General features: G+C 60.8%; 21 protein-coding genes. 11 read left to right on the top strand and 10 right to left on the bottom strand.

Translation table 11 applies throughout. From position 1 onward, the window contains the following. Positions 1 to 248 precede the first annotated feature (248 nt). The 3 genes from HB680_RS08720 to HB680_RS08710 form a co-directional block, all read right to left on the bottom strand. A complete protein-coding gene (locus tag HB680_RS08720; protein ID WP_213938097.1) occupies positions 249 to 515 on the bottom strand; it encodes a short-chain dehydrogenase in 267 nt (88 codons plus the stop codon). Beyond that, positions 512 to 796: a DUF3077 domain-containing protein gene (locus tag HB680_RS08715; protein ID WP_213938096.1), complete on the bottom strand. Its 285-nt coding sequence runs from the start codon at positions 794 to 796 to the stop codon at positions 512 to 514. The genes HB680_RS08720 and HB680_RS08715 overlap by 4 nt, the downstream gene beginning before the upstream one ends. 357 nt (positions 797 to 1,153) lie before the next feature. After that, on the bottom strand, positions 1,154 to 2,695 hold the full coding sequence (locus HB680_RS08710; protein ID WP_213938095.1) for an MFS transporter: 1,542 nt from the start codon (positions 2,693 to 2,695) through the stop codon (positions 1,154 to 1,156). A 141-nt stretch (positions 2,696 to 2,836) separates the two neighbouring features. On the opposite strand from HB680_RS08710, the gene HB680_RS08705 reads away from it, so the two are divergent. Then, on the top strand, positions 2,837 to 3,703 hold the full coding sequence (locus HB680_RS08705; protein WP_213938094.1) for a LysR substrate-binding domain-containing protein: 867 nt from the start codon (positions 2,837 to 2,839) through the stop codon (positions 3,701 to 3,703). 374 nt (positions 3,704 to 4,077) lie between these two features. Continuing rightward, positions 4,078 to 5,634, top strand: coding sequence for a TerC family protein (locus HB680_RS08700; RefSeq protein WP_213938093.1), 1,557 nt, complete (start codon positions 4,078 to 4,080; stop codon positions 5,632 to 5,634). 144 nt (positions 5,635 to 5,778) lie between these two features. On the opposite strand, the gene HB680_RS08695 is transcribed toward HB680_RS08700, so the two are convergent. After that, a complete protein-coding gene (locus tag HB680_RS08695) occupies positions 5,779 to 6,210 on the bottom strand; it encodes a thioredoxin family protein (RefSeq protein WP_213938092.1) in 432 nt (143 codons plus the stop codon). 367 nt (positions 6,211 to 6,577) lie between these two features. Here HB680_RS08695 and HB680_RS08690 point away from each other — a divergent pair, with 367 nt between their 5' ends. The 8 genes from HB680_RS08690 to HB680_RS08655 all read left to right on the top strand — a co-directional run bounded on the left by HB680_RS08690 (position 6,578) and on the right by HB680_RS08655 (position 13,463). Next, a complete protein-coding gene (locus HB680_RS08690; protein WP_213938091.1) occupies positions 6,578 to 7,426 on the top strand; it encodes a transporter substrate-binding domain-containing protein in 849 nt (282 codons plus the stop codon). A gap of 175 nt (positions 7,427 to 7,601) precedes the next feature. After that, the gene (locus HB680_RS08685) at positions 7,602 to 8,264 is read left to right on the top strand and encodes an amino acid ABC transporter permease (RefSeq protein WP_213938090.1); all 663 of its coding nucleotides are present in this window, start codon (positions 7,602 to 7,604) and stop codon (positions 8,262 to 8,264) included. 9 nt (positions 8,265 to 8,273) lie between these two features. Next, positions 8,274 to 8,936, top strand: coding sequence for an amino acid ABC transporter permease (locus HB680_RS08680; RefSeq protein ID WP_054046640.1), 663 nt, complete (start codon positions 8,274 to 8,276; stop codon positions 8,934 to 8,936). Next, positions 8,933 to 9,724, top strand: a complete 792-nt coding sequence (locus HB680_RS08675) for an amino acid ABC transporter ATP-binding protein (RefSeq protein ID WP_123407719.1) — start codon at positions 8,933 to 8,935, stop codon at positions 9,722 to 9,724. The genes HB680_RS08680 and HB680_RS08675 overlap by 4 nt, the downstream gene beginning before the upstream one ends. Positions 9,725 to 9,759: 35 nt before the next feature. After that, positions 9,760 to 10,149: a RidA family protein gene (locus HB680_RS08670; protein WP_213938089.1), complete on the top strand. Its 390-nt coding sequence runs from the start codon at positions 9,760 to 9,762 to the stop codon at positions 10,147 to 10,149. Positions 10,150 to 10,379: 230 nt separating this feature from the next. After that, positions 10,380 to 11,144, top strand: a complete 765-nt coding sequence (locus HB680_RS08665) for an IclR family transcriptional regulator (RefSeq protein ID WP_213938242.1) — start codon at positions 10,380 to 10,382, stop codon at positions 11,142 to 11,144. 39 nt (positions 11,145 to 11,183) lie between these two features. Continuing rightward, positions 11,184 to 12,401 (top strand): amino acid deaminase, encoded by a 1,218-nt coding sequence (locus HB680_RS08660; RefSeq protein WP_213938088.1) that lies wholly within the window; start codon positions 11,184 to 11,186, stop codon positions 12,399 to 12,401. 129 nt (positions 12,402 to 12,530) lie between these two features. Next, entirely contained in the window at positions 12,531 to 13,463 is a 933-nt protein-coding gene (locus tag HB680_RS08655; RefSeq protein ID WP_213938087.1) for a sugar kinase, read from the top strand. A gap of 114 nt (positions 13,464 to 13,577) precedes the next feature. Here HB680_RS08655 and HB680_RS08650 read toward each other — a convergent pair whose 3' ends face one another. Together HB680_RS08650 and HB680_RS08645 are read right to left on the bottom strand one after the other, a co-directional pair. Continuing rightward, positions 13,578 to 13,883: a peptidylprolyl isomerase gene (locus tag HB680_RS08650; protein WP_256207501.1), complete on the bottom strand. Its 306-nt coding sequence runs from the start codon at positions 13,881 to 13,883 to the stop codon at positions 13,578 to 13,580. A gap of 36 nt (positions 13,884 to 13,919) precedes the next feature. After that, complete coding sequence (locus HB680_RS08645) at positions 13,920 to 16,457, bottom strand: PAS domain S-box protein (RefSeq protein WP_213938086.1); 2,538 nt, start codon at positions 16,455 to 16,457, stop codon at positions 13,920 to 13,922. A 132-nt stretch (positions 16,458 to 16,589) separates the two neighbouring features. Here HB680_RS08645 and HB680_RS08640 point away from each other — a divergent pair, with 132 nt between their 5' ends. Then, the gene (locus HB680_RS08640; RefSeq protein ID WP_213938085.1) at positions 16,590 to 17,699 is read left to right on the top strand and encodes a PilT/PilU family type 4a pilus ATPase; all 1,110 of its coding nucleotides are present in this window, start codon (positions 16,590 to 16,592) and stop codon (positions 17,697 to 17,699) included. Between the two features lie 109 nt (positions 17,700 to 17,808). Here HB680_RS08640 and HB680_RS08635 read toward each other — a convergent pair whose 3' ends face one another. The 4 genes from HB680_RS08635 to HB680_RS08620 form a co-directional block, all read right to left on the bottom strand. Next, complete coding sequence (locus tag HB680_RS08635; protein WP_213938084.1) at positions 17,809 to 19,764, bottom strand: acetoacetate--CoA ligase; 1,956 nt, start codon at positions 19,762 to 19,764, stop codon at positions 17,809 to 17,811. 120 nt (positions 19,765 to 19,884) lie between these two features. After that, positions 19,885 to 20,658, bottom strand: a complete 774-nt coding sequence (gene hbdH / locus HB680_RS08630) for a 3-hydroxybutyrate dehydrogenase (RefSeq protein WP_213938083.1) — start codon at positions 20,656 to 20,658, stop codon at positions 19,885 to 19,887. 7 nt (positions 20,659 to 20,665) lie between these two features. Next, on the bottom strand, positions 20,666 to 22,057 hold the full coding sequence (locus HB680_RS08625; RefSeq protein ID WP_213938082.1) for a GntP family permease: 1,392 nt from the start codon (positions 22,055 to 22,057) through the stop codon (positions 20,666 to 20,668). 301 nt (positions 22,058 to 22,358) lie between these two features. Further along, a complete protein-coding gene (locus tag HB680_RS08620; protein WP_213938081.1) occupies positions 22,359 to 23,774 on the bottom strand; it encodes a sigma 54-interacting transcriptional regulator in 1,416 nt (471 codons plus the stop codon). Between the last annotated feature and the right edge of the window lie 12 nt (positions 23,775 to 23,786).

The raw sequence follows: 23,786 nt of genomic DNA, 5'->3' as shown, positions 1-23,786 counted from the left end.
GCCCGCTCCCACAGTGGATTTGCGTCGTACAAAGTTTCCGCGCTCACCGCAAATCCCCTGTGGGAGCGGGCTTGCTCGCGAAAGCGGAGTGTCAGGCACCATCAATGTTGAATGTGAAACCGCCTTCGCGAGCAGGCTCGCTCCCACATGAATGGGCGTCGAACACAGATGCCGTGTTCACCGAAGATCCCCTGTAGGAGCGAGCTTGCTCGCGATGAGGCTCTCACAGCCAACATCAATCTCGGCGATTAAACTTGCGCCCGAATCCGCCGCCCCAACACATCCATCACATCACACCCATCGCGCAACAACATCGCCGCCGCGTTGGCCAATTGCTGCACGTCAGCTCCTTCGGCTCGTGTGATATCCAGACTGGCCAGGCTTTCCATCATCTGCGTCACCGCCAGAAACCGCGTGGCGGCGTTGCTGTGCAAAACATCCAACGGCGCCTGGGTGGCCACCAATAACACCGGAATGTCGCACTCATTGTTGGTCATCGGCATGTGCGCATTCATGCTTCACCACCCGCTTGCGCGGCATGCATGCCGTCGATGGAGGCCTGGAGCAATGAACGCGCAGTGCCGAGCATTTGCTTGCTGGCCCAACGCAACGTCGCGATGTGTTCCGGGCGGGTGGCCTGAGGGGCTTGATGGGCGAGGGCTTCGGCGCAGCTGAGGTAGACGGAAGCGTGTTCCAGGGCGTCGAGCAGGGGGATGCCGGGTTGTACGGCGAAGAGGTAATGGTCGACGTGGTCGCAGGGGGCGAAGGGGGTGGATTTTGTGGTTGGGTTTTTCACTGTTGTGGCTCCTTGATGGTGGAGCCGCCACGATTCGCTGCTAAACGAAAAGGTGGCGACTGTACGCGGGTTAGCAGACCAGGGATCAAGGAACCCGGCGCACCGAAGTGCCCCACGCACAGCCGCCATAACGCAGACCAACTGACGAAAAAATAGTCGTTGGTCGACAGGCTGAACTAGTGCGCCTTGATATTTACCGAGCTGCTAAACCCGATCGCTGATTGGTCAGCGACCGGGAAACGATAAAACCCAGGCCCGAGGCGCACAAGCCGGCGGATTCTGGCGTAGCTGTAGGCTACGACGCAAGGATGTGTAGGGCGAGAGCGTGTCTGGAGATGTCGAATTAAACATTCATGTTTATTGTTGTAGGACAGGTGTCTCCGATAGAGGGCTTGAGGGATTTGGAATCGGATTACGCATCAACGTCCCCACCACCAACGCCCCCAGCAGCGCCAACAACCCCGCGACCAACAGCAACAAACTGAACCCACCAACGAATGCCTGCCGAGCCAACGGTTCGACCACGTTACGCGCAGTGTCCGGCAGCAGTCCCAGCGCCGCCGTCATGTCCCCGGCCACCACCCGCGAGGCGATACCGCGCGTCTGATCCACCCATTGCCCCGACAGGCTGTCACGCAGCAACAACTCGGTGTGACTGGCCAGCAACGCGCCGTACACGCCGATGGCCAGCATGATCGCGCTGAAGCGCATGGTGGTGCTCATGCCCGAGGCCATGCCGGCGCGGTCCCGTGGCACGCAAGCCATGATGTTTTTCTGGGTGTCGCCATTCAGTAGCCCGGCGCCGGCGCCCGTGACGGCAATCGCCAGGGCGAAGGGCAGGTAGCCACCGCTGGTGACCGCCCACGCGCTGAGCAAATTGCCGCAGCCGACCAGGGTCAACCCGGCGGCCATCAGCGTGGCGGGGGCAAACCGGCTCGCCAGTCGTGCGCCGATGCGCGGGCAGATCAGCATCGTCAGGGCAAACGGCAACATCCCCAACCCCGAGGCGATGGCCGAGAAACCGAGGCCGTTTTGCAGGTAGAACGGCAGCAACGTCATCATCACCTGGGCGCAACCGGCGTAAGCGAACATTCCCAACAGTGCGCCGATAAAACGCGGATGCTTGAACAATTGCAGATCGACCATGGGCCGCTGCTGCATACGCTCGATCACCACAAACAACCCCAGCAACAGAGCACCACCGATCAGTCGGGCGTAGGTGAGTGGATTGCTCCAGCCGATGCGGTTGGCTTCGATCAGGCCCCAGATCAGGCACAACAGACTCGCACTGAAGGCCAGGCTGCCCCACGGATCGAGGCGAGCGGACTGGGTGTCCCGGGATTCCGGCACGTTGCGCCAGACCATCGCCATCAGCAGCAAACCGACTGGCAAGTTGAGATAGAAAATCCAGCGCCAGCCAATGTACTCGGTGATCAACCCACCCAGCGTCGGCGCAGCAGTCATCGCCACACCCATGCACGCGCCCCAGAACGCCCAGGCCTTGGCGCGTTCCACTTCATCGTGAAAGGCATGGCCAATCGAGGCCAACGCCGAGGTCAGCAGCAACGCTGCGCCAACACCCTTGACCGCCCGTGCAATGTCGAGAAACAACGCCGTCGGCGCCGCACCGCAACCGAGGGAGGCGAGGATGAAAATCCCCAGGCCCCAGAGCAGGGTTTTCTGCCGGCCAAAGCGGTCGGCGAGGCTGCCCGCCGGCAGCAACAACGCGGCGAAGGCCAGCATGTAGGCGCTGACCACCCACTCGATGTCGGCAAAATTGGCACCCAGGTCCCGGGCGATGGTCGGCAGGGTAACGGCGACAATATTGGTGTCGAGGACAATTAGCGAACACACCCCGGAGGCGGTCAGCAGTGTCAGGCGTGGGCTGACCCGGTTCATAAGGTGATTGCCTTTTGAGTAAGGTGTTTGACGGACATGGTTTCGGCTCTCTACTGTGGCTGCACCGAAAGCTTATCCCGGTCGATGTCAGGCTTTGTTAGCTGGCAGTCGAGACTTCATTACCTTTGAGCTAATCCACTGATGGATATACGCCATTTTCGCTACTTTCTGGCCGTTGCCCGGCAGCGCAATTTCACCCGCGCCGCCGAACAACTGGGCATTGCACCGCCAACCTTGAGCCGGCAGATCCAGGACATGGAAACCGAACTGGGCACCCGGTTGTTCCTGCGTCAGCAACGGGAAGTCAGCCTGACCGAGGCCGGCGCCGCGCTGGTGATCGAGGCCGAAGCCACGGTGCGCCAATTCGAATTCGCCCAACGCAACGCCCAGCGCGCCGGGCGTGGCGATATCGGTCATATCGAACTGGGTTACGTGGCCTCGGCGGTGTATTCGGGGTTGTTGCAAAAACAGGTGCAAGCCTTCAGCCGCGAGTGCCCGGACGTCAGCCTGAATGTACGGGAAAGTCCGATGGCGGCGTTGCCGGGCCTGGTGATCGAGGGCCGGTTCGATATCGGTTATGTCCGCTCGCCCATGACCTTGCCCGATGGATTGGAAGCGATCCGGCTCGATGCGGAAGGCTTCGTACTGGCCGTATCCAGCGAGTCCTGGCTGTGCCGCCTGCCGAAGATCAACCCGGCGCATTTGCAAAACGAAACCTTCATCCTGCCGGAGCAAATCAACGGCACCTTGCAAGTCGCGGCCCAGGGCGGATTCGCGCCGAAGCTGGGGGCGCAGCCGGGCGGGTTGGTGGCGGTGATTGCCTTGGTGTCACTGGGGCAGGGCGTGGCGGTGGTGCCTGAATCGGTGGTTGGGCATGTCGGGTTGCCGGGTGTGGTGTATCGGGCAATTGAAGCGTGTGAGGCGAGCTCGTGGTTGTCGATGGTTTATCGGCGGTTTGAGAAGTCGCGGGCGGTGGTCAGGTATATCGAGCGGGTCAGGAAGATTTAAGAGCAAAAGCTTCGCGAGCAAGCCCGCTCCCACAGGGGATCTTCAGCGTTCACAAATCCCCTGTGGGAGCGGGCTTGCTCGCGAAGGCGTCCTCCCAAACAACGCTTTTACAGATCTTGTAATAATTTCCCACTGTAGGAAAAGTCTCCGCCACCTGTACGCTCCAAGTCCTTTTTCCTTTCAGGACCTGCATGAACACCCTCTCGGAGCCTCCCAGTCAGCCTTCCATTTCGCGCATTCGCGCAACTCTGACGCGCGCCAAGCACCCGGTTTTCCGACCTCTGTCTCTCCCTGTCATCGAAGCCCCACGGCCCCCGCGCCGCGCCTTGCCGTGTACGGCATTCTGAATTCGCTGAAGAGATCGAGACATTTTTATGGAATGGATAGCTGACCCCGCCGCGTGGCTGGGCCTGTTGACGTTGATTGTGCTGGAGCTGGTGCTGGGCATCGACAACCTGGTGTTTATCGCGATCCTCGCGGACAAGTTGCCGCCGCATCAGCGTGACCGTGCGCGGATCATCGGTTTGTCCCTGGCGCTGCTGATGCGCCTGGGCTTGCTGGCGAGTATTTCCTGGTTGGTGACCCTGACCCAGCCGCTGTTCGAGGTGTTCGACAAGAGCTTCTCCGGGCGTGACTTGATCATGCTGTTCGGCGGTGTGTTCTTGTTGTTCAAGGCCACTATGGAGTTGCATGAACGCCTTGAAGGCCATGTTGGCCAGCGCGCGGGCAATGCGGCGTATGCGCTGTTCTGGCCGATCGTGGCGCAGATTGTGGTGCTTGACGCGGTGTTCTCCCTGGACGCGGTGATTACCGCCGTAGGCATGGTCGACGAACTGGAGGTGATGATGATCGCGGTGATCATTTCCATCGGGCTGATGATCGTTGCGAGCAAGCCGCTGACCCGATTCGTCAACGAACACCCGACGGTGATCATGCTGTGCCTGGGCTTCCTGATGATGATCGGTTTCGCCCTGACCGCCGAAGGCCTGGGGTTCCACATTCCCAAGGGCTACCTGTACGCGGCCATCGGTTTCTCGATCCTGATCGAAGTGTTCAACCAGATCGCCCGTGCCCGACGCAAGCGCTCGGCGCAGGGCTTGCGGCCGATGCGCGAGCGTACGGCTCACGCGGTGTTGCGTTTGCTGGGTGGCCGCACGTTGGCGGTGGAAGAGGTCGGCGAGGAGATTGCCGACTTGCTGGACAACGGTGAAGCGCCCAGTGAAGTGCTGTTCGACCGCCGTGAGCGGGTGATGATCAGTGGCGTGCTGCAACTGGCCGAGCGGCCGATTCGTACCTTGATGACGGTGCGAGCTGACGTCGATCACATCGATCTGGCCGACGATCCCGAAACCATTCGTACACGCCTGATGCACTCGTCCTACTCGCGCTTACCGCTGATACGCGATGGCGCGGTGGATGAACCCTTGGGTTTCGTGCACAAAAAGGAACTGTTGAAGGATTACCTGGCCGGCAATGAGCCAGACCTCGAAGAGCTGGCGCGCACGACCATCAACTTGCTCGACAGCTACTCGATCCTCAATGCCCTGGAACAGATGCGCCAAGCCTCGACCCACATTGCCTTTGTGGTCAATGAATTCGGTGATTTCGTCGGCGTGCTGACCATGACCGACATTCTCGAATCCATTGCCGGCGAACTGCCGGATGCCAGCGAAATCGAAGGCCCGGACGTGGTTGAAGAGCAGGGCGGGTTTATGGTCAGCGGCGCGTTGAACCTGGCGCGGGTGCGACAGCTGACCGGTTTCAGTGCCGAGCCTACCGAGGATTACCAGACGTTGGCCGGCTGGGTGATGAGTGTGCTGGATCGGTTGCCGATCGTTGGCGACAGCCATGAACGGGATGGCTGGACGATGACCGTGATGGGCGTTGAAGAGCGGCGGGTGGTGCGGGTGTTGCTCAAGCGTGTCGACTAGTGATTTGTGCTGGATTCAAGGGCCCCTTCGCGAGCAAGCCCGCTCCCACATTTTGTTCGAGGTTGACCACGAAGCCTGTGGTCGCCGACAAACCCTGTGGGAGCGGGCTTGCTCGCGAAGGCGATCCACCCGATACCAAATATCTCAAACCCTGGCCCGAATTCGCGCCCGAGGCACCATACACAGCCCACGCAACGCCCGCCGCAACCAAGCCAAATCATGCCCCGGTTTCCGAGCCACCTGCCGGGGCTTCACCTTGCCCACATGCGCCGCAAAATCCGCCGCCAGCGTCTGCGCAGTCCCAATCCCTTTAAGCTTCTTCAGCAATTTCCCATCCTGGTAAAACAACACCGTCGGCGTGCCGGTTACGTTCGGATGCCGGGGCGATTCGCTGGTATTCAACATATAAATGTCCGCCCGATGCCGATATGCCTCGGCAATCGCCCGAAATATCGGCCCGGCCTCTTCACAGGCAGGACAGTGCTGATTGCCAAAGTACAGGATCACCGGGCGCCAGGTTTTCAAGGCTTTGCGGTAGGTCGGCGCCAATGCCGTTTGCGAGGTGGTCGAGTTCATCGAAGTCTCCTTTTCACAACGATCATCGAAGATTTGTCGACGTTAAAGGAGGGTGTGGATGGGGTCTACTGTCAGAAATTACAGGTGGGAGTCACTCCGTTCTGCATAACATCGTTGTGCCACATTTTGAATCGTCGCGTTTCAAATGTGGTGCAAGTACCCGCCTACTGTGGCCCCCGGTAGCGCTCGCTCCCCCGTGCGTTTGGTAACGCTTTTCCCCCGCCAACACGCATCCCTCTGATTCAAAACACATTTCAATCTCTCCAACATCATCCTTGCATCCTGTGGCACACTTTCTGCTGTCTATTCCGTTGTTACACACTCATATCCGGTATAACGGAATACACAACACTCTGGAGTGCTTGCCATGCATCGCCGACCTTCCTTGTTCAAAGCGTGTGTTTTTATCCTCGCGGCTTCGGCCGCTGCCATGGGTGTTGCCCAGGCGGCGGACAGCAAGCTCGATAGCGTGCTGGCCCGTGGCAAATTGATCGTGGGTACAGGCAGTACCAACGCGCCATGGCATTTCCAGGGAGCGGACGGCAAGTTGCAGGGGTTTGATATTGATATCGGGCACATGATTGCCAAGGGTCTGTTCAATGACCCGAGCAAGGTCGAGTACGTGGTGCAGTCGTCCGATGCGCGGATTCCGAACCTGTTGACGGACAAGGTCGATATCAGCTGTCAGTTCATCACCGTGACGGCCAGCCGTGCGCAGCAAGTGGCCTTCACCCTGCCGTACTACCGCGAAGGCGTCGGCCTGTTGCTGCCAGCCAACAGCAAATACAAGGAAATCGAAGACCTGAAAGCTGCCGGCGACAGCGTGACCGTGGCGGTGCTGCAGAACGTGTATGCCGAAGAGCTGGTGCATCAGGCACTGCCGAAAGCCAAGGTTGATCAGTACGACAGCGTTGATTTGATGTATCAGGCCGTGAACTCCGGCCGTGCCGACAGCGCCGCCACCGATCAGTCCTCGGTCAAATACCTGATGGTGCAGAACCCTGGCCGCTATCGCAGCCCGGCTTACGCCTGGAGCCCGCAAACCTACGCCTGTGCCGTTAAACGTGGCGATCAGGATTGGCTGAACTTCGTCAACACCGTGTTGCATGAAGCCATGACCGGCGTTGAGTTCCCGGCCTACGCGGCGTCCTTCAAGCAGTGGTTCGGTGTCGATCTGCCTACCCCAGCCATCGGTTTCCCCGTCGAATTCAAATGAAAACTGCTGCGCTCAGAAATACTGCGTTGAAAACAGACTCGAAATGCTCATTGGCTAAAGCCAACTCCGCTTTCTCGCCTGTTTTCGCCTTGTCTTTCTTTCGCTCGCGACGTTTCCATCTCTTGAATGATGAGCGGGGCGGCTATAGAGCGCCCCGTTCAAGGTACTGCTGACCATGAACTATCAGTTGAACTTTGCCGCCGTGTGGCGCGATTTCGACACCTTGCTGGCAGGGCTCGGTCTGGGCCTGGAGCTGGCGCTGGTGTCGATCGCCATCGGCTGCGTGATCGGCCTGATGATGGCGTTTGCTTTGTTATCCAAGCATCGCGCGTTGCGGGTGCTGGCGTCGGTGTACGTGACGGTGATCCGTAACACGCCGATTCTGGTGTTGATTCTGTTGATCTACTTCGCCTTGCCGAGCCTGGGCATTCGCCTGGACAAGATCCCTTCGTTCATCGTCACCCTGTCGCTGTATGCCGGGGCGTACCTGACCGAAGTGTTCCGTGGCGGGCTGTTGAGCATTCCCAAGGGCCAGCGCGAAGCAGGGCTGGCGATCGGGCTTGGCGAGTGGCAGGTCAAAGCCTACGTCACCGTGCCGGTGATGCTGCGCAACGTGCTGCCGGCGCTGTCGAACAACTTCATTTCGCTGTTCAAGGACACTTCGCTGGCGGCCGCGATTGCGGTGCCGGAGCTGACCTATTACGCGCGCAAGATCAATGTCGAGAGCTACCGGGTGATTGAAACCTGGATGGTGACCACAGGGCTCTATGTTGCGGCTTGTTACCTCATTGCCATGATGCTGCGATACCTCGAACAGCGTCTGGCGATCCGCCGATAGGAGCCTCCCATGTACGAATCCCCGAGTTGGTTGCATGAGCTATGGGTGGCGCGGGAAGTCTTGTGGCAAGGCTTTCTGACCAGTGTCCAGTGCTCGGCGCTGGCGATTTTGCTCGGCACCTTGATCGGCATCGTCGCCGGGCTGGTGCTGACCTACGGCAATGTCTGGATGCGCGCACCGTTTCGTTTCTACGTTGACCTGATCCGTGGCACGCCGGTGTTTGTGCTGGTGCTGGCCTGCTTTTATATGGCGCCGGCGCTGGGCTGGCAGATCAGCGCGTTTCAGGCCGGGGCCTTGGGGCTGACGCTGTTCTGCGGCTCCCACGTCGCCGAGATCGTGCGCGGCGCGCTGCAAGCGTTGCCACGCGGGCAGATGGAAGCGAGCAAGGCGATCGGCCTGACGTTTTATCAATCCCTGGGCTACGTGTTGCTGCCCCAGGCGTTGCGGCAGATCCTGCCGACCTGGGTCAACTCGTCCACCGAAATCGTCAAGGCGTCGACCTTACTCTCGGTGATCGGCGTGGCGGAGTTGCTGCTCAGCACGCAGCAGATCATCGCCCGGACCTTCATGACCCTGGAGTTCTACCTGTTCGCCGGGTTCCTCTTTTTCGTCATCAACTACGCCATCGAATTACTCGGCCGGCACATTGAAAAGCGGGTGGCTTTGCCATGACTCAGACTTCTGTTGCACCCAACGGCCAGGCCCTGCTGGACATTCGCGGCCTGCACAAACAATACGGCAAGCTCGAAGTGCTCAAGGGCGTCGACCTGACCATGCAGCGCGGCAACGTGGTCACGCTGATCGGCTCCAGCGGCTCGGGCAAGACCACGCTGCTGCGTTGCGTGAACATGCTCGAAGAATTCCAGGGCGGGCAGATCCTGCTCGACGGCGAATCCATCGGTTATGACGAGGTCAACGGCAAACGCGTGCGCCACGCCGAAAAAGTCATCGCCCGTCATCGCGCGATGACCGGCATGGCGTTCCAGCAGTTCAACCTGTTTCCGCACCTGACCGCGTTGCAAAACGTCACCCTCGGTTTGCTTAAGGTCAAAAAGCTGCACAAGGACGAAGCCGTGGCCCTCGCCGAAAAATGGCTGGAGCGCGTCGGCCTGTATGAACGCCGCGATCACTACCCCGGCCAGTTATCCGGTGGCCAGCAACAGCGCGTGGCGATTGCCCGGGCGATTGCGATGAACCCGAGCCTGATGCTGTTCGACGAAGTCACCTCGGCCCTCGACCCGGAACTGGTCGGTGAAGTGCTGAACGTGATCAAGGGCCTGGCCGATGAAGGCATGACCATGTTGCTGGTGACCCACGAAATGCGGTTTGCCTTCGAAGTCTCGGACAAGATCGTGTTTATGAATCAGGGGCGGATCGAAGAGCAGGGGCCGCCCAAGGAATTGTTTGAACACCCGAAATCGCCGCGTTTGGCAGAATTTCTCAAGAACACCCGTTTCTGATTTTTTAAAAGAATTTTTAAGCAGGAGAAACACTCATGAGCATTACTCGTTACGGCACCGGCAGCACCGCCGCTGGCGGTCAGCCTCGTCCTTTCGCCCGCGCCGTTGAAGCCGATGGCTGGCTGCACGTGTCCGGGCAGGTGCCGGCGCTGGACGGCGAGATCATCACTGGCGGTATCGTCGAACAGACCCGCCAGACCATGAAGAACCTGATCGCGATTCTCGAAGAGGCCGGTTATGGCCTGGAAGACGTGGTGCGTGCTGGCGTGTGGCTGGAGGATCCGCGGGATTTCACGAGTTTCAACAAGGTCTTCTCCGAGTACTTCAAACCCGAACACGCCCCGGCCCGAGCCTGCGTGCAGGCGAACATGATGGTCGATTGCAAGGTTGAGATTGACTGCGTGGCGTACAAGAAAAAGGCTTGAGATGTGGGGCGGTCTTGAGGGCCACCCCTCACCCTAACCCTCTCCCCAGAGGGGAGAGGGGACTGATTTGTATCGATGCCAATGTTGATGTCAGACAGAAATTCCCGCATCGATACGGTCAGGCTCCCTCTCCCCCTTGGGGAGAGGGCGGGGGGTGAGGGGTGGATCTGACTGACATCAACACTGCGGCCCGTTACTATCCCGGCGACTTTGAATGGGAACCTGAAGAAATGACCGAAGACACCATCAAGCGCCGGGCTCGCGGTCTGGACCGGGCGTTCGATATCCTCGATTTCCTCAAGGAAATCGGCCAGCCCCTGCGCCCAAACGAAATCGCCAGTGGCATCGGCAGCCCGAAATCCACGGTCTACGAACTGGTGGCCTCGCTGCTGGAACGCCGCATCCTCGAACCCGTGGGTAAGGATGGCCACGTCTACCTGGGCCGTCAGCTTTACTTTCTCGGGCAGGCGCATTTGCGTCATTTTGACCTGACCCGCGAGGCCGATCACGCCTTGCAGGAAATCGTCAGCCAGACCCGCGAAACCGCGCAGATGTGTTTGCTCAACGGGCGCAAGTACACCGTGGCGCTGATGAAAGAGGGCGAACGGCATTTCCGCATTTCCTCGGACATTGGCGAAAACGCGCCGATTCCCTGGACCGCGTCCGGGCGCCTGCTGCTGTCGCACTTGAGCGACCAGGCGATCGTCGACCTGATCGACCACGACGATTTCATCCTGCCCAACGGCGAACGCCTGCCGCTGGAGGTGTTTCTCCAGGAAATCCGCCAGGCCGGTATCGATGGGTTTTTCTCCTTCGATAGCGTCGCCGACACCTTCACCCATTGCTTCGCCGCCCCGGTCAAAGACCCCAGTGGCATCGCTATTGCGACCCTGTGCATCGTCGCCCCAAGGGCGGATGCCAAGAACAATTACAACGACTATCGTCGGGTACTGATCGACAGCGCCAACAACCTGGCCCGACGTATCAACGAATAACAGCGGCTGCCTGCGGCCGCGAATGTAAGGAGTTCGAACATGTCTTCTGCCGAGTCCACTGCTGCCGTAGATAAAGGCTTTGCGCAAACCGGCGCGCACCTGGTGCGCGACGTCAGCCTGCCGGCGCTGGTATTGCACCGTGAAGCGCTGGAACACAACATCCGCTGGATGCAGGCATTCGTCAGCAACAGCGGCGCAGAGCTGGCGCCCCACGGCAAAACCAGCATGACCCCGGCGCTGTTTCGTCGCCAACTGGACGCCGGCGCCTGGGGCATCACCCTGGCCAGCGCCACCCAGACCCGCGCGGCCTATGCCCACGGCGTGCGTCGCGTGTTGATGGCCAACCAATTGGTCGGCACGCCGAACATGGCGTTGATCGCTGATCTGCTGGCGGACCCGACTTTCGACTTCCATTGCATGGTCGATCACCCGGACAACGTCGCCGATCTTGGTGCCTACTTCGCCTCCCGTGGCGTGCGTTTGAACGTGATGATCGAGTACGGCGTGGTCGGCGGCCGTTGCGGTTGCCGCACCGAAGCCGAAGTGGTGGCGCTGGCCCAGGCTATCTCTGCGCAACCGGCGCTGGCACTGACCGGCATCGAAGGTTACGAAGGCGTGATTCACGGTGACCACGCGGTCAGCGGCATCCGTGAGTTCGCCGCGTCTTTGGTGCGCCTGGCCGTGCAGTTGCAGGACAGCGGGGCGTTCGCGACTCCCAAGCCGATCATCACCGCGTCGGGTTCGGCCTGGTACGACTTGATCGCCGAATCCTTCGAAGCGCAGAACGCTGGCGGACGTTTCCTCAGCGTGCTGCGTCCCGGCAGCTACGTGGCCCACGACCACGGTATCTACAAAGAAGCGCAATGCTGCGTACTCGACCGTCGCAGCGATCTGCACGAAGGCCTGCTCCCGGCGCTGGAAGTCTGGGCGCACGTGCAGTCGTTGCCGGAGCCGGGCTTTGCGGTGATCGCCCTCGGCAAACGCGATGTGGCGTATGACGCCGGTTTGCCGGTGCCGTTGTTGCGTTACAAGGCCGGTGTGATTCCGGCTGTTGGCGACGATGTCAGTGCCTGCAAAGTGACGGCGGTGATGGACCAGCATGCGTTCATGACCGTGGCGCCGGGGGTTGAATTGCGGATCGGCGACATCATTTCGTTCGGCACTTCGCATCCGTGCCTGACGTTCGATAAATGGCGCACGGGATGTCTGGTGGATGAGCGGTTGCAGGTGATTGAAACCATGGAGACCTGTTTCTAAGGCTTGAGACCGAGGCGCGGCCTTCGCGAGCAAGCCCGCTCCCACAGGGGACCGCATTCCAAAATGTGGGAGCGGGCTTGCTCGCGAAGAGGCCCGTCCAGCCACCACCGAACCACCAGAGACTCAACAATGAACACCATCAACACCCTCGGCCCCAACACCCCGCGCATCGCCCTGATCGGCGAGTGCATGATCGAGTTGCAGCAACGGCCCGACGGCAGCCTGCAACAAAGCTTCGGCGGCGACACCCTGAACACGGCGGTCTACCTGTCCCGGGAACTGGGGGGCGGCGCCACGGTGGATTACGTCACGGCGCTGGGCGATGACAGCTTCAGCGACGCCATGTGCCAGAGCTGGGCGGCGGAGAACATTGGCCTGGAGATGGTCCAGCGCTTGCCCGGTCGCTTGCCGGGTTTGTATTGCATCCAGACTGACGCCGCCGGCGAACGACGCTTTCTCTACTGGCGCAACGAAGCGGCGGTGCGCAGTTGCTTCACCACCCCGGCCGCCGCACCGATTCTGGCGGCGTTGCCAGATTACGACGTGCTGTATTTCAGCGGCATCACCTTGGCGGTGCTGGGCGAGCAAGGTCGGGGGAAGTTATTGGAAACCCTGATCGAAGCCCGGCAGCGCGATGCGCGCATCGTCTTCGACAACAACTATCGACCGCGTTTGTGGGCGTCGCTTGAGGAGGCTCGGGCGGCGTATCGCAGTGTGTTGCCGTACGTGGACCTGGCGCTGCTGACCGTTGATGACGAACAGGCGCTGTTTCATTTTGCCGACAGCGACGCGGTGTTTGAGGCTTACGAGCAGATCGGCACGCCGGAAGTGGTGCTCAAGCGCGGTGCCGAGGCTTGCTTGATTCGCTGCGACGGTGAGTCATTCGAAGTGCCGGCGCAGAAGGTCGAGCGCGTGGTGGACACCACGGCGGCGGGGGATTCGTTCAGTGCGGCGTATCTGGCCAGTCGGCTCAAGGGTGGGAGCCCGGTTGAGGCAGCCGAGGCGGGGCATCGGATGGCGAGTCGGGTGATTCAGGTGCCGGGGGCGCTGATCCCGAGGTAAGCGGAGATTGGCCGCTTGCTGCGCAATCGGTTCGCGAGCAAGCCCGCTCCCACATCGAAATGCGATCTCCTGTGGGAGCGGGCTTGCTCGCGAAGGGGCCCTAAAGCCAACCGATCAATCCCGATAAAACACCTGCACCAGGTGATACCCGAACTTGCTCTTGATCGGCCCATGCACCACCCGCAGCGGTTTTTTGAAGATCACTGCATCGATCACCCCGACCATCTGCCCCGGCCGCACTTCACCCAAATCGCCGCCGCGCTTGCCGGACGGGCAGGTGGAGTACTTTTTGGCCAGCACATCGAAGGCTTCGCCCTTGGCGATGCGTTGTTTGAGCTGTTCGGCTTCTTCCGAAGTTTTCACCAGAATATGGCGGGCTTGAGCTTTCATTGAGGCAGACCTTGTAACGGTGGTGGCTATGTTGGGGCGAGCAGGGGCGCGGGATTATGCCCTAACTCACTCCGGTTGGCCGATCATCGTGCGAATCTTGTTGGCCAGCAGGTCGATGGAAAACGGTTTGGCTACCATGTCCATGCCTTCCTCCAGGAAGCCCTGCCGTTCGGCGGCTTTCTCCGCGTAACCGGTCATGAACAGTACTTTCAGGTCCGGCCGGTGCTGCCGGGCGATTTCCGCCAGTTGCCGGCCGTTCATCCCCGGCAGCCCGACATCCGTCACGAGCAAATCCACACGAAGATCGGATTCAAGCAAGGGCAGGGCGGCCCGGGCGTCTTCCGCTTCGTGGGCGTGATAACCCAGCTCATTGAGCAAGTCGAGCACCAGCATGCGCACCGCCGGATCGTCCTCCACCAGCACCACGGTTTCCCCGGCAATCGCCGAGGGGGCTTCGCCGGTGACCGGCATCAAGGTGTCCTGCGCCGCGCCGAGGTGCAGGCGCGGCAAGTACAGACGCACGCAAGTGCCCTGGCCGGGCACGCTGTCGAGGCTGACATGGCCGCCCGACTGCTGGGCAAAACCGTAGATCATCGACAACCCCAGGCCCGTGCCCTGGCCGATGGGTTTGGTGGTGAAGAATGGATCGAAGGCCTTGGCCAGCACCGACGCGGTCATGCCGGTGCCATTGTCGCTGACGGCGATCATCAGATAGTCCCCGGCCTTGACCGACTCCAGGCTGGTGAGGTCGCTGCCGTCGAGGTAAACGTTGGCGGTTTCGATCAGCAACCGGCCACCATCGGGCATCGCGTCCCGGGCGTTGATCACCAGGTTGAGCAACGCGTTTTCCAGTTGACTGACGTCGGTGCTGACCGGCCAGACCTCGTTGGCCAGTTGCAGCTTGAGCTCGATAGGGTCGCCCTTGGTGCGGCTGAGCAAGTCTTCCAGGGAATGAATCAGGTCATTGGCATTCAGCGGTTTGCGGTCCAGCGACTGACGCCGGGAGAACGCCAGCAGGCGATGGGTCAGGGCGGCCGCGCGGTTGGCCGAGGACACCGCCGCTTCAGTGAAACGGCCGATCTCGGCGGTGCGCCCGTCGGCGATGTAGCGCTGCATCAGGTCGAGGCTGCCGATGATGCCGGTGAGCATGTTGTTGAAGTCATGGGCGATGCCGCCGGTGAGCTGGCCGACCGCTTCCATTTTTTGCGCGTGTCTTAATGCGTCTTCAGCGCGCTCGCGCTCGAACATCTCGTTTTGCAGGCGCTGATTGGCTTCGGCCAATTGCTGGGTGCGGGCGATCACCCGTTCCTCAAGGGTTTCATTGAGGTTGCGCAGGGCTTCTTCGGTCTGTTTGCGCTCGGTTTCATCGATCACAAAGATGTAGAAACCGTTCACCGCGCCGTCCGCACCGTGGCGCGGCAGGTAGTTCATCAGGGCGCTGCGGATGCTGCCGTCACGGTGCGCGGCATCGATGCTGAACGAACAGGGTCGGCCTGCCAGCGCCTCGGCAATGTGCTCGGCGCGCAGGACGTAGGCTTCTTCGCCAAGCACTTCACGGATGGTTCTGCCGAACAGTTCCTGGGGCGTGAGGCCGTACCAGTCGAGGTACGCGGCGTTGTTCAGGCGAAAGCGTTCCTCGCGGTCGACATAGCTGATCAGGATCGGCATCGCGTTGATGATCAACTGCAACTCAGTCTGGCTCTGGCGCAGGGCCTGTTCGGTGAGTTTGCGTTCGGTCAGGTCGAGGGCGGCGCCGAGGAAACGCACCGGCCGGCCATGGTGATCCTTGTAGCAACGGCCCCGGGCAAACACCCAGCGCAATTGGCCGTCGGGTTGCAGCAGGCGGTATTCCTCGGCGTATTCGGTGCCGTGGGTGATGCAGTGCTTGATGCTGCGGGCCACCATGCCGCGATCTTCCGGGTGCACGCCGTGCAGGTATTCGCTGATGGGCAACTGGTTGGCCATCGCCGGATCAACGCCGTGCAGCTGCGCAAAGTGGGCGTCGGCGATGAAGCGGTCTTCGCCAATGTCCCAGTCCCAGGTGCCGACCGCGTCGGTGGCGGCCAGGGCCAGTTGCAAGCGTTGTTCGGTTTCGTGTTGGGCCTTGAGGCTGGCGGCGGAGCGCTGTTCGAGTTCGAGGGCGATGCGTCGTCGCTCGTTGGTTTCGATGGCCGTGACCAGGATCCCGGCCACTTCGGTGTTTTCATCGCGGATCGGGCTGTAGGTCAAATCCAGCCAGAAGTCAGAATCGCGCCCATCGCGCTGTAGGGTAAAACGCTGTTCGCTGTAGGTCCGCACCTGGCCTTGTAGGACGGCGCTGTAGATCGGGTCGGTAAATTCTTTTAATTCCGGCCAGATCAGGTGTGTCGGCTGTCCGAAAGCGTGCGGATGCTTGCTGCCCGATAGCAGGGCGAAGCCGTCGTTGTAGATCTGCGTGAGCTGCGGGCCCCACAGCAGGAGCATGGGCATCGGCGAATGAATCACGATGTCCACCGCGGTGCGCAGGCTCTGCGGCCAGGTACTGGCGGCGCCCAAGGGGCTGCGGCTCCAGTCCAGTCGGGCGATCAGGGCCTGGGCATCGCTGCCGGTCGGTGATGCGTTCATCAAGATGTCCTGCACGTCAGTCGGTGTGGCTACGTCTACTATCCTTGCAAGGCGGTAGACGCTGGATGGTCCGATGGGTCACGGGGTTCGGGCCATATCTGTTCATTGAATGCTTCGCGGGTGCTTTTTGCCATGGAAATCGATTTATTGTTGCGGCAACTGGCCAGCCAGGAGGGCTCCGATCTTTACCTCTCCACCGGTGCGCCGCCCAGTGCGCGGTTCGATGGGGTGCTCAAACCCTTGTCCGATCAACGGTTCCAACCGGGGGAGATCGCCGCCATCGCCGAGTCCATCATGGACGCCGAACAGCGACTGGAGTTCGATCGGGAACTGGAAATGAACCTGGCCATTTCTTTGACCGGTGTCGGGCGCTTTCGGATCAATCTGTTTAAACAGCGCAATGACGTGTCGATCGTCGCGCGCAACATCAAGCTCGACATCCCGCGTTTCGAAGACCTGAACCTGCCGCCGGTGCTGCTCGAAACCGTGATGCTCAAGCAAGGCCTGATGCTGTTCGTCGGCGCCACCGACTCGGGCAAATCCACATCCCTGGCGGCGCTGATCGATTACCGCAACCGCCACAGCAGCGGCCATATCATCACCATCGAAGACCCGGTGGAATATATCCATCGCCACAAAAAGTCGATCATCAACCAGCGGGAAGTCGGCGTCGATACCCGCAGTTTTCACGCCGCGTTGAAAAATACCCTGCGCCAGGCGCCGGATGTGGTGCTGATCGGCGAAATTCGCGACCGCGAAACCATGGAGCACGCGCTGTCGTTTGCCGATACCGGCCATCTGGTGATCTCCACCCTGCATGCCCACAACGCCAATCAGGCGCTGGACCGCATCATCAATTTCTTCCCGCAGGAGCGCCGCGAGCAGTTGCTGCATGATTTGGGCAACAACCTCAAAGCGTTCGTTTCCCAACGCCTGGTGCGCACCCTCGATGGTCAACGCCGGGCGGCCGTGGAGGTGATGCTGGGGACGCCGACCATTGCCGACCTGATCCGGCGTAATGAATTCGATGAACTCAAGGGGATCATGGAGAAGTCGGTGGAGCTGGGGATGCAGACGTTTGATGGGGCGCTGTATGCATTGGTGGTGGAGGGGGCGATCAGCGAGGACGAGGCGTTGAAGCATGCGGACTCGGTGAACAACTTGCGGTTGCGGTTGAAGTTGCATGCTGATGCATCGCCCAATCCCCAACCGCCGCCCGGCGAATGGGGCCTCATGGATTGACCCAAATCCCCCTGTAGGAGCTGCCGAAGGCTGCGATCTTTTGATTTTGCTTTTTTAGATCAAAGTCAAAAGATCGCAGCCTTCGGCAGCTCCTACAGGGGATTGGGCTTCAGTCTTGGAGCTCAGGGCGATTGCGAAACTGTTCCAGCGCCTCAGGATTGGCCAGCGCATCGGTGTTTTTTACCGGCTGCCCATGCACCACGTTCCGCACCGCCAACTCCACAACCTTGCCGCTGATGGTTCTTGGAATGTCCGTCACCGCGAGGATTTTCGCCGGCACATGCCGGGGCGTGGTGTTGGCGCGGATGACTTGGCGAATCTGCTGTTGCAGCGTTTCATCGAGGGTGATGCCGTCCTTGAGGCGTACAAACAGCACCACTCGCACGTCATCCTGCCATTGCTGACCGATGGCCACGCTGTCCAGCACTTGAGGCACTTTCTCGACCTGGCGGTAGATCTCCGCCGTACCGATACGCACGCCGCCGGGGTTGAGCACGGCGTCGGAGCGGCCGTGAATCAGCATCCCGCCGTGGGGCAGTTGTTCGGCGTAGTCGCCCTGGGCCCAGACGCCGGGGAACTGGCTGAAATACGAGGCGCGGAGTTTTTGCCCCGTCGGGTCGTTCCATAAACCGATGGGCATCGCCGGAAAGTGTCGGGTGCAGACCAGCTCACCTTTTTCGCCGATTACCGGTTGGCCGGCGTCGTTCCAGACCTCGACCGCCATGCCCAGGCTCTTGCCCTGGATTTCGCCACGGCGCACCGGTTGCAGCGGATTGCCGACCACGAAGCACGACACGATGTCGGTGCCGCCGGACATCGAGGCCAGACACACGTCCGGTTTGAAGTCGCGATAAACGAAATCGTAACTCTGCGGCGACAGCGCCGAGCCGGTGCACAGCAGGGTTTTCAGGCTGCCCAGGTCGTGGCTGTGTCGAGGTTTCAGGCTGTTGCTTTCCAGGGTCGCGAGGAACTTGGGGCTGGTGCCGAAGACGTTGATACGTTCGTCGTCGATCAGGTCGATCAAACGCTCGGGGCCGGGATGAAACGGCGAGCCGTCGTACAACACCACGGCGCTGCCGACCGCCAGGGCCGAGACCAGCCAGTTCCACATCATCCAGCCGCAAGTGGTGTAGTAGAACAAGCGGCCGCCGGGGCCGAGATCGCAATGCAGGCCGTGTTCCTTGGCGTGTTGCAGCAACACGCCGCCGGCGCTGTGGATGATGCATTTCGGCACGCCGGTGGTGCCGCTGGAGTAGAGGATGTACAGCGGATGGGCGAACGGCACGGGGACGAAATCCGGTTCGCCGCCCATGTCGTAGAAATCATCCCACAGCGTCACGTTGGCCTGGGTGTGGAAGTCTTCCCGGTGCGCGTGTGGCCGGGCGTAAGGCACGACGATCAATTGCTGCAAGGACGGCAGGCGTTCGAGGATTTCGTTGACCTTGGCGGTTTGGTTGATGTCCTTGCCAGCGTAGCGATAACCGGCGCAGGTGATCAGGACTTTGGGCTCGATCTGGCCGAACCGGTCGATGACGCCTTGGGTGCCGAAGTCCGGCGAAGAGCAGGACCAGATCGCCCCGAGACTGGTGGTGCCGAGCATTGCCACCAGGGTTTGCCAGGTGTTGGGCATGCACGCCGCCACCCGGTCGCCGAGGCCGACGCCCGCGGCTTTCAAACTGTTCTGAAACCCGGCGACATGGTTGGCCAGTTCGGCCCAGGTCAGTTGTTCGCGCTGACCGTTTTCAGCGATGGCGACCACCGCCACGGCATCATCGCGACGCCGCAGCAGGTGTTCGGCGAAGTTCAGGGTTGCGCCGGGGAACCACTCGGCGCTGGGCATCTGCGGGCCTTCACGCAGCACCGCGTCGGGTTGGTCGTGGAAGCGGAGATCGAAGAAGTCGACAATCGCCTGCCAGAACGCTTCCCGCTGCTCGATCGACCATTGGTGCAGCGCGGGGTAGTCGTCGAGCTTGAGGTGATGGCGCTGATTGATGAAGTGCCGAAAGGCCTCCATGCGGGTCTTGCCGATGCGTTCGGTGCTGGGTTGCCAGAGGATGTCGGACATGGCTTGCCTCTTGTTCTGTCTTCAGGCCCATTCGCGAGCAGGCTCGCTCCCACATTGACATGCGATCCACTGTGGGAGCGAGCCTGCTCGCGAAGAACGATAACTCGGTCTGTCGGCGGATTACTGCGCCAACCACCCACCATCAATATTCCACGCCGCGCCACGCACCTGGCTGCCGGCCTCGCTGCACAAAAACAACACCAGTTCCCCCAGTTGCGGCGGCGTCACGAATTCCAGGGACGGCTGTTTCTCCGCCAACAAATCATGCTGCGCCTGCTGCGGGTCGATGCCGGTGGCCGCGCGATCGTCGATCTGCTTCTGCACCAGCGGCGTCAACACCCAGCCTGGGCAGATTGCATTGCACGTGACTTGGGTGGTCGCGGTTTCCAGCCCTACCACTTTGGTCAACCCGATCACCCCATGCTTGGCCGCGACGTAAGCGGCCTTGCCCACCGAACCGACCTGGCCATGCACCGAGGCAATGTTGATGATCCGCCCCCAGTTCTTGGCGCGCATACGCGGCAGGCACAGACGCGTGCTGTGGAACACCGAAGACAGGTTGATCGCAATGATCGAATCCCAGCGTTCCAGCGGAAAGTCTTCCACCGCCGCCACATGCTGAATCCCGGCGTTGTTCACCAGAATGTCCACGCCACCGAACTCACGCTCGGCGTAGGCGATCATCTCGGCGATCTGTTCCGCGTTGCTGACATCGGCCGGGTGATGTCCGACCTTGCCGCCAAACTGTTGCACTTCGGCAATCACCTTGGATACATCGCCAAAACCATTGAGGACTACGTTGGCGCCGGCCTTGGCCAGGCTGAGGGCAATGCCCAGGCCGATGCCGCTGGTGGAGCCGGTGACCAATGCGGTCTTGCCTGTAAGAGTCGTCATGAATACCTCACACAATGCCAGTGGCGTAGAAAGTACCGATCACCACAAAAACCGCCAGGGTCTTGATCAGCGTAATACAGAAAATGTCTTTGTAGGCTTCGCGGTGCGTCAGGCCGGTGACTGCGAGCAGGGTAATCACCGCGCCGTTGTGTGGCAGGGTGTCCATGCCGCCGCTGGCCATCGCGGCTACCCGGTGCAGCACTTCCAGCGGAATATTGGCGGCGTGGGCCGCCGCGATGAAGTCATTGGCCATCGCCGCCAGCGCAATGCTCATGCCGCCCGACGCGGAACCGGTGATGCCGGCCAGCAGGGTCACGGTAATTGCTTCGTTGACCAGCGGGTTGGGAATGCTTTTCAGCCAGTCGGCCAGGACCAGGAAGCCTGGCAAAGAGGCGATCACCGCACCAAAGCCATATTCCGACGCGGTGTTCATCGCCGCCAGCAAGGCGCCGCTGACCGCACTTTTACTGCCTTCGGCCAGTTTGCTTTTGATCGCGCGGAAGCCGAACGCCAGCACCATAAGGATGCCGACCAGCAGCGCCGCTTGAACCGCCCAGATTGCCGTGAGCTTGGCGATTTCGGTGGTCACCGGCGTGGCCATGCCCGGCAGCGAGAGGCTGTGGGTCTTGCCGTACCACAGTGGAATCCACTGGGTGAACAGCAGGTTCATGATGCCCACCGCCAATAGCGGCGACAGCGCGATCCATGGATTGGGCAGCTTGATGTCTTCGGCGGTTTCCGGCTCGTTGCGCAGTTCGGTGCCATAACCTTCCCCGGCGCGCTGGGCCTTGTTGCGTTGGCGCTGCAGGAACAGCATGCCGGCGCAGAACACGAAAATCGTGCCGATCAGCCCGAGCCATGGCGCCGCCCAGGCGGTGGTGTTGAAGAAGGTGCTGGGGATGATGTTCTGGATTTGCGGGGTGCCGGGCAGGGCGTCCATGGTGAAGGAAAATGCGCCGAGGGCGATGGTCGCCGGGATCAGGCGTTTCGGGATATTGCTTTGGCGGAACATTTCGGCGGCAAACGGATAAACCGCAAACACCACCACAAACAGCGACACGCCGCCGTAGGTGAGCAGGGCGCAGACCAGCACGATCACCAGCATCGCCTGGCGGGTGCCCAGCAGCTTGATCGCGGCCGCGACAATGGAACGGGAGAAGCCTGATAACTCAATCAGCTTGCCGAACACTGCGCCGAGCAGGAACACCGGGAAATACAGTTTGATGAAGCCGACCATTTTCTCCATGAATACCCCGGTGAAGGCGGGGGCGACGGCGGAAGGGTCGGTAAGCAGGACAGCACCGAGGGCGGCAATCGGGGCGAAGAGGATAACGCTATAGCCACGGTAAGCAGCCAGCATCAGCAGCGCGAGAGCTGCCAAGGCAATGATCACACTCATGGGAGTGTCTCCTGGGATTGTTATTTTTGTAGGGTGGATCTTTTGTGGGAGAGGGCTTTAGCGGGAATCGTGCCAGATGGTTAACTTGTTGAAATATAAGGAAATTTTGTTTTTGTTGGACGGTGTTTTTGGTTTTTTGTCTCTGTTTTGAGATTGGTGGCGATTGGACTGACGCCTTCGCGGGCAAGCCTCGCTCCTACAGGGGGAGGTGTCGTTCGCGGATAGCTCGTACGCCTTGTACCTGTAGGAGCGAGGCTTGCCCGCGAAGAGGCCATATCTACCGATAGAGATTAATATCTCTTTATGGAGACTCTGCAATCCCCAACGCCACCATCTTCTTATACAAAGTCGACCGTCCGAGCCCCAGCCGCGCTGCTGCCTCAATCACCTTGCCCCCGCATTGCGCGAGGGCAGACTCAATCAACTGCCGGTCAAACCGCTCCCGAGCTTGACTGAATGTCTCATGATCCACCGATTCAATCGTCTGATGGGGCTCCCGCTCAACCGGCGTAAACGTGCCAATCGCCGCGCGAATGTCCGCCGGGTTCAACATCAAGTCATCACTGAGCAGCGCCGCGCGCTCCAGCACGTTGCGCAGTTCGCGAATGTTCCCCGGCCAGGCGTGTTGGCCGAGTAGCGCCAGGGCTTCGCGGTTCAATTCGTGCTGACTGCGCAGCTCTTCAAGGATCGCCTCGCTGAGGGCCGGGATATCGTCGAGCCGGTCGCGTAGCGGTGGAACCTGTATCGGCAGGACGTTGAGGCGGTAGTACAGGTCCGCGCGAAACTCGCCACGTTTGATCGCCGCTTCCAGGTCCGTGGAGGTGGCGGCAATCACCCGCACATCGCTCTGGATCACCTCATTGGAGCCCACCGGTTCGAACTCCTTTTCCTGCAACACCCGCAGCAACTTGCTTTGCAGGGGCAGGGGCATGTCGCCGATCTCATCGAGAAACAGCGTGCCACCCTGGGCAATCTGCAACTTGCCGACCCGGCCTTTGCGATCCGCGCCGGTAAACGCGCCGGGCGCGGTGCCGAAGAACTCCGCTTCCAGCAATGACTCGGGAATCGCCGCACTGTTGATGCTGACAAACGCCTTGTGCGCCCGGGGCGAAGCACCATGGATCGCCTGGGCCAATAGTTCTTTGCCGGTGCCTGTTTCACCGAGCAGCAGGACCGGGGATTCGGCACTCGCGCTGCGTCGGGCCCGGCGTTTGACTTCCAGGCTGGCAGCGCTGGTGCCGATGAAGTGGGCGAAGTTGTACTTGGTCTGCCGCGCGCGCAGCAGGGAACGGGTCGAGGCCAGTTCTTCCTGCATGCTCAGGTAGCGCTTGAGCATCGGCGAAAGGCTGTGCAATTCATCGAACAGGGCAAAACCGATGGCGCCAATCACCGCGCCGGCGTCGTCATGAATCGGCAGGCGCATCACCACCAGCGGTTCCTTGGGCGTGTCCTGCATATCCAGCAGGATCGGCCGGCCGGTGCGTACCACTTCGCGCAGCAGACTGCCGGGGATCACGCTTTCACAGGCCTTGCCGATCGCGACTTGCGCCGATTCCAGGCCGAAGCGCCGGGCGTAGCGTTCGTTCATCCAGACGATATTGGCGTCACGGTCGACAATCACCGTGCCTTCGCTCGACTGCTCGATGATCTCGAACAACGAACGGATCGCCAGCATGCGAACGCGCTGGTAGTCCTTGAGGCTTTCGGTGGTGTTCATGTGGGTTATGTC

The sequence above is a fragment of the Pseudomonas sp. dw_612 genome, assembly GCF_018449725.1.
In the GTDB taxonomy this organism is placed as follows: Bacteria; Pseudomonadota; Gammaproteobacteria; order Pseudomonadales; family Pseudomonadaceae; genus Aquipseudomonas.
This window is presented reverse-complemented; position numbering and strand designations above follow the sequence as displayed.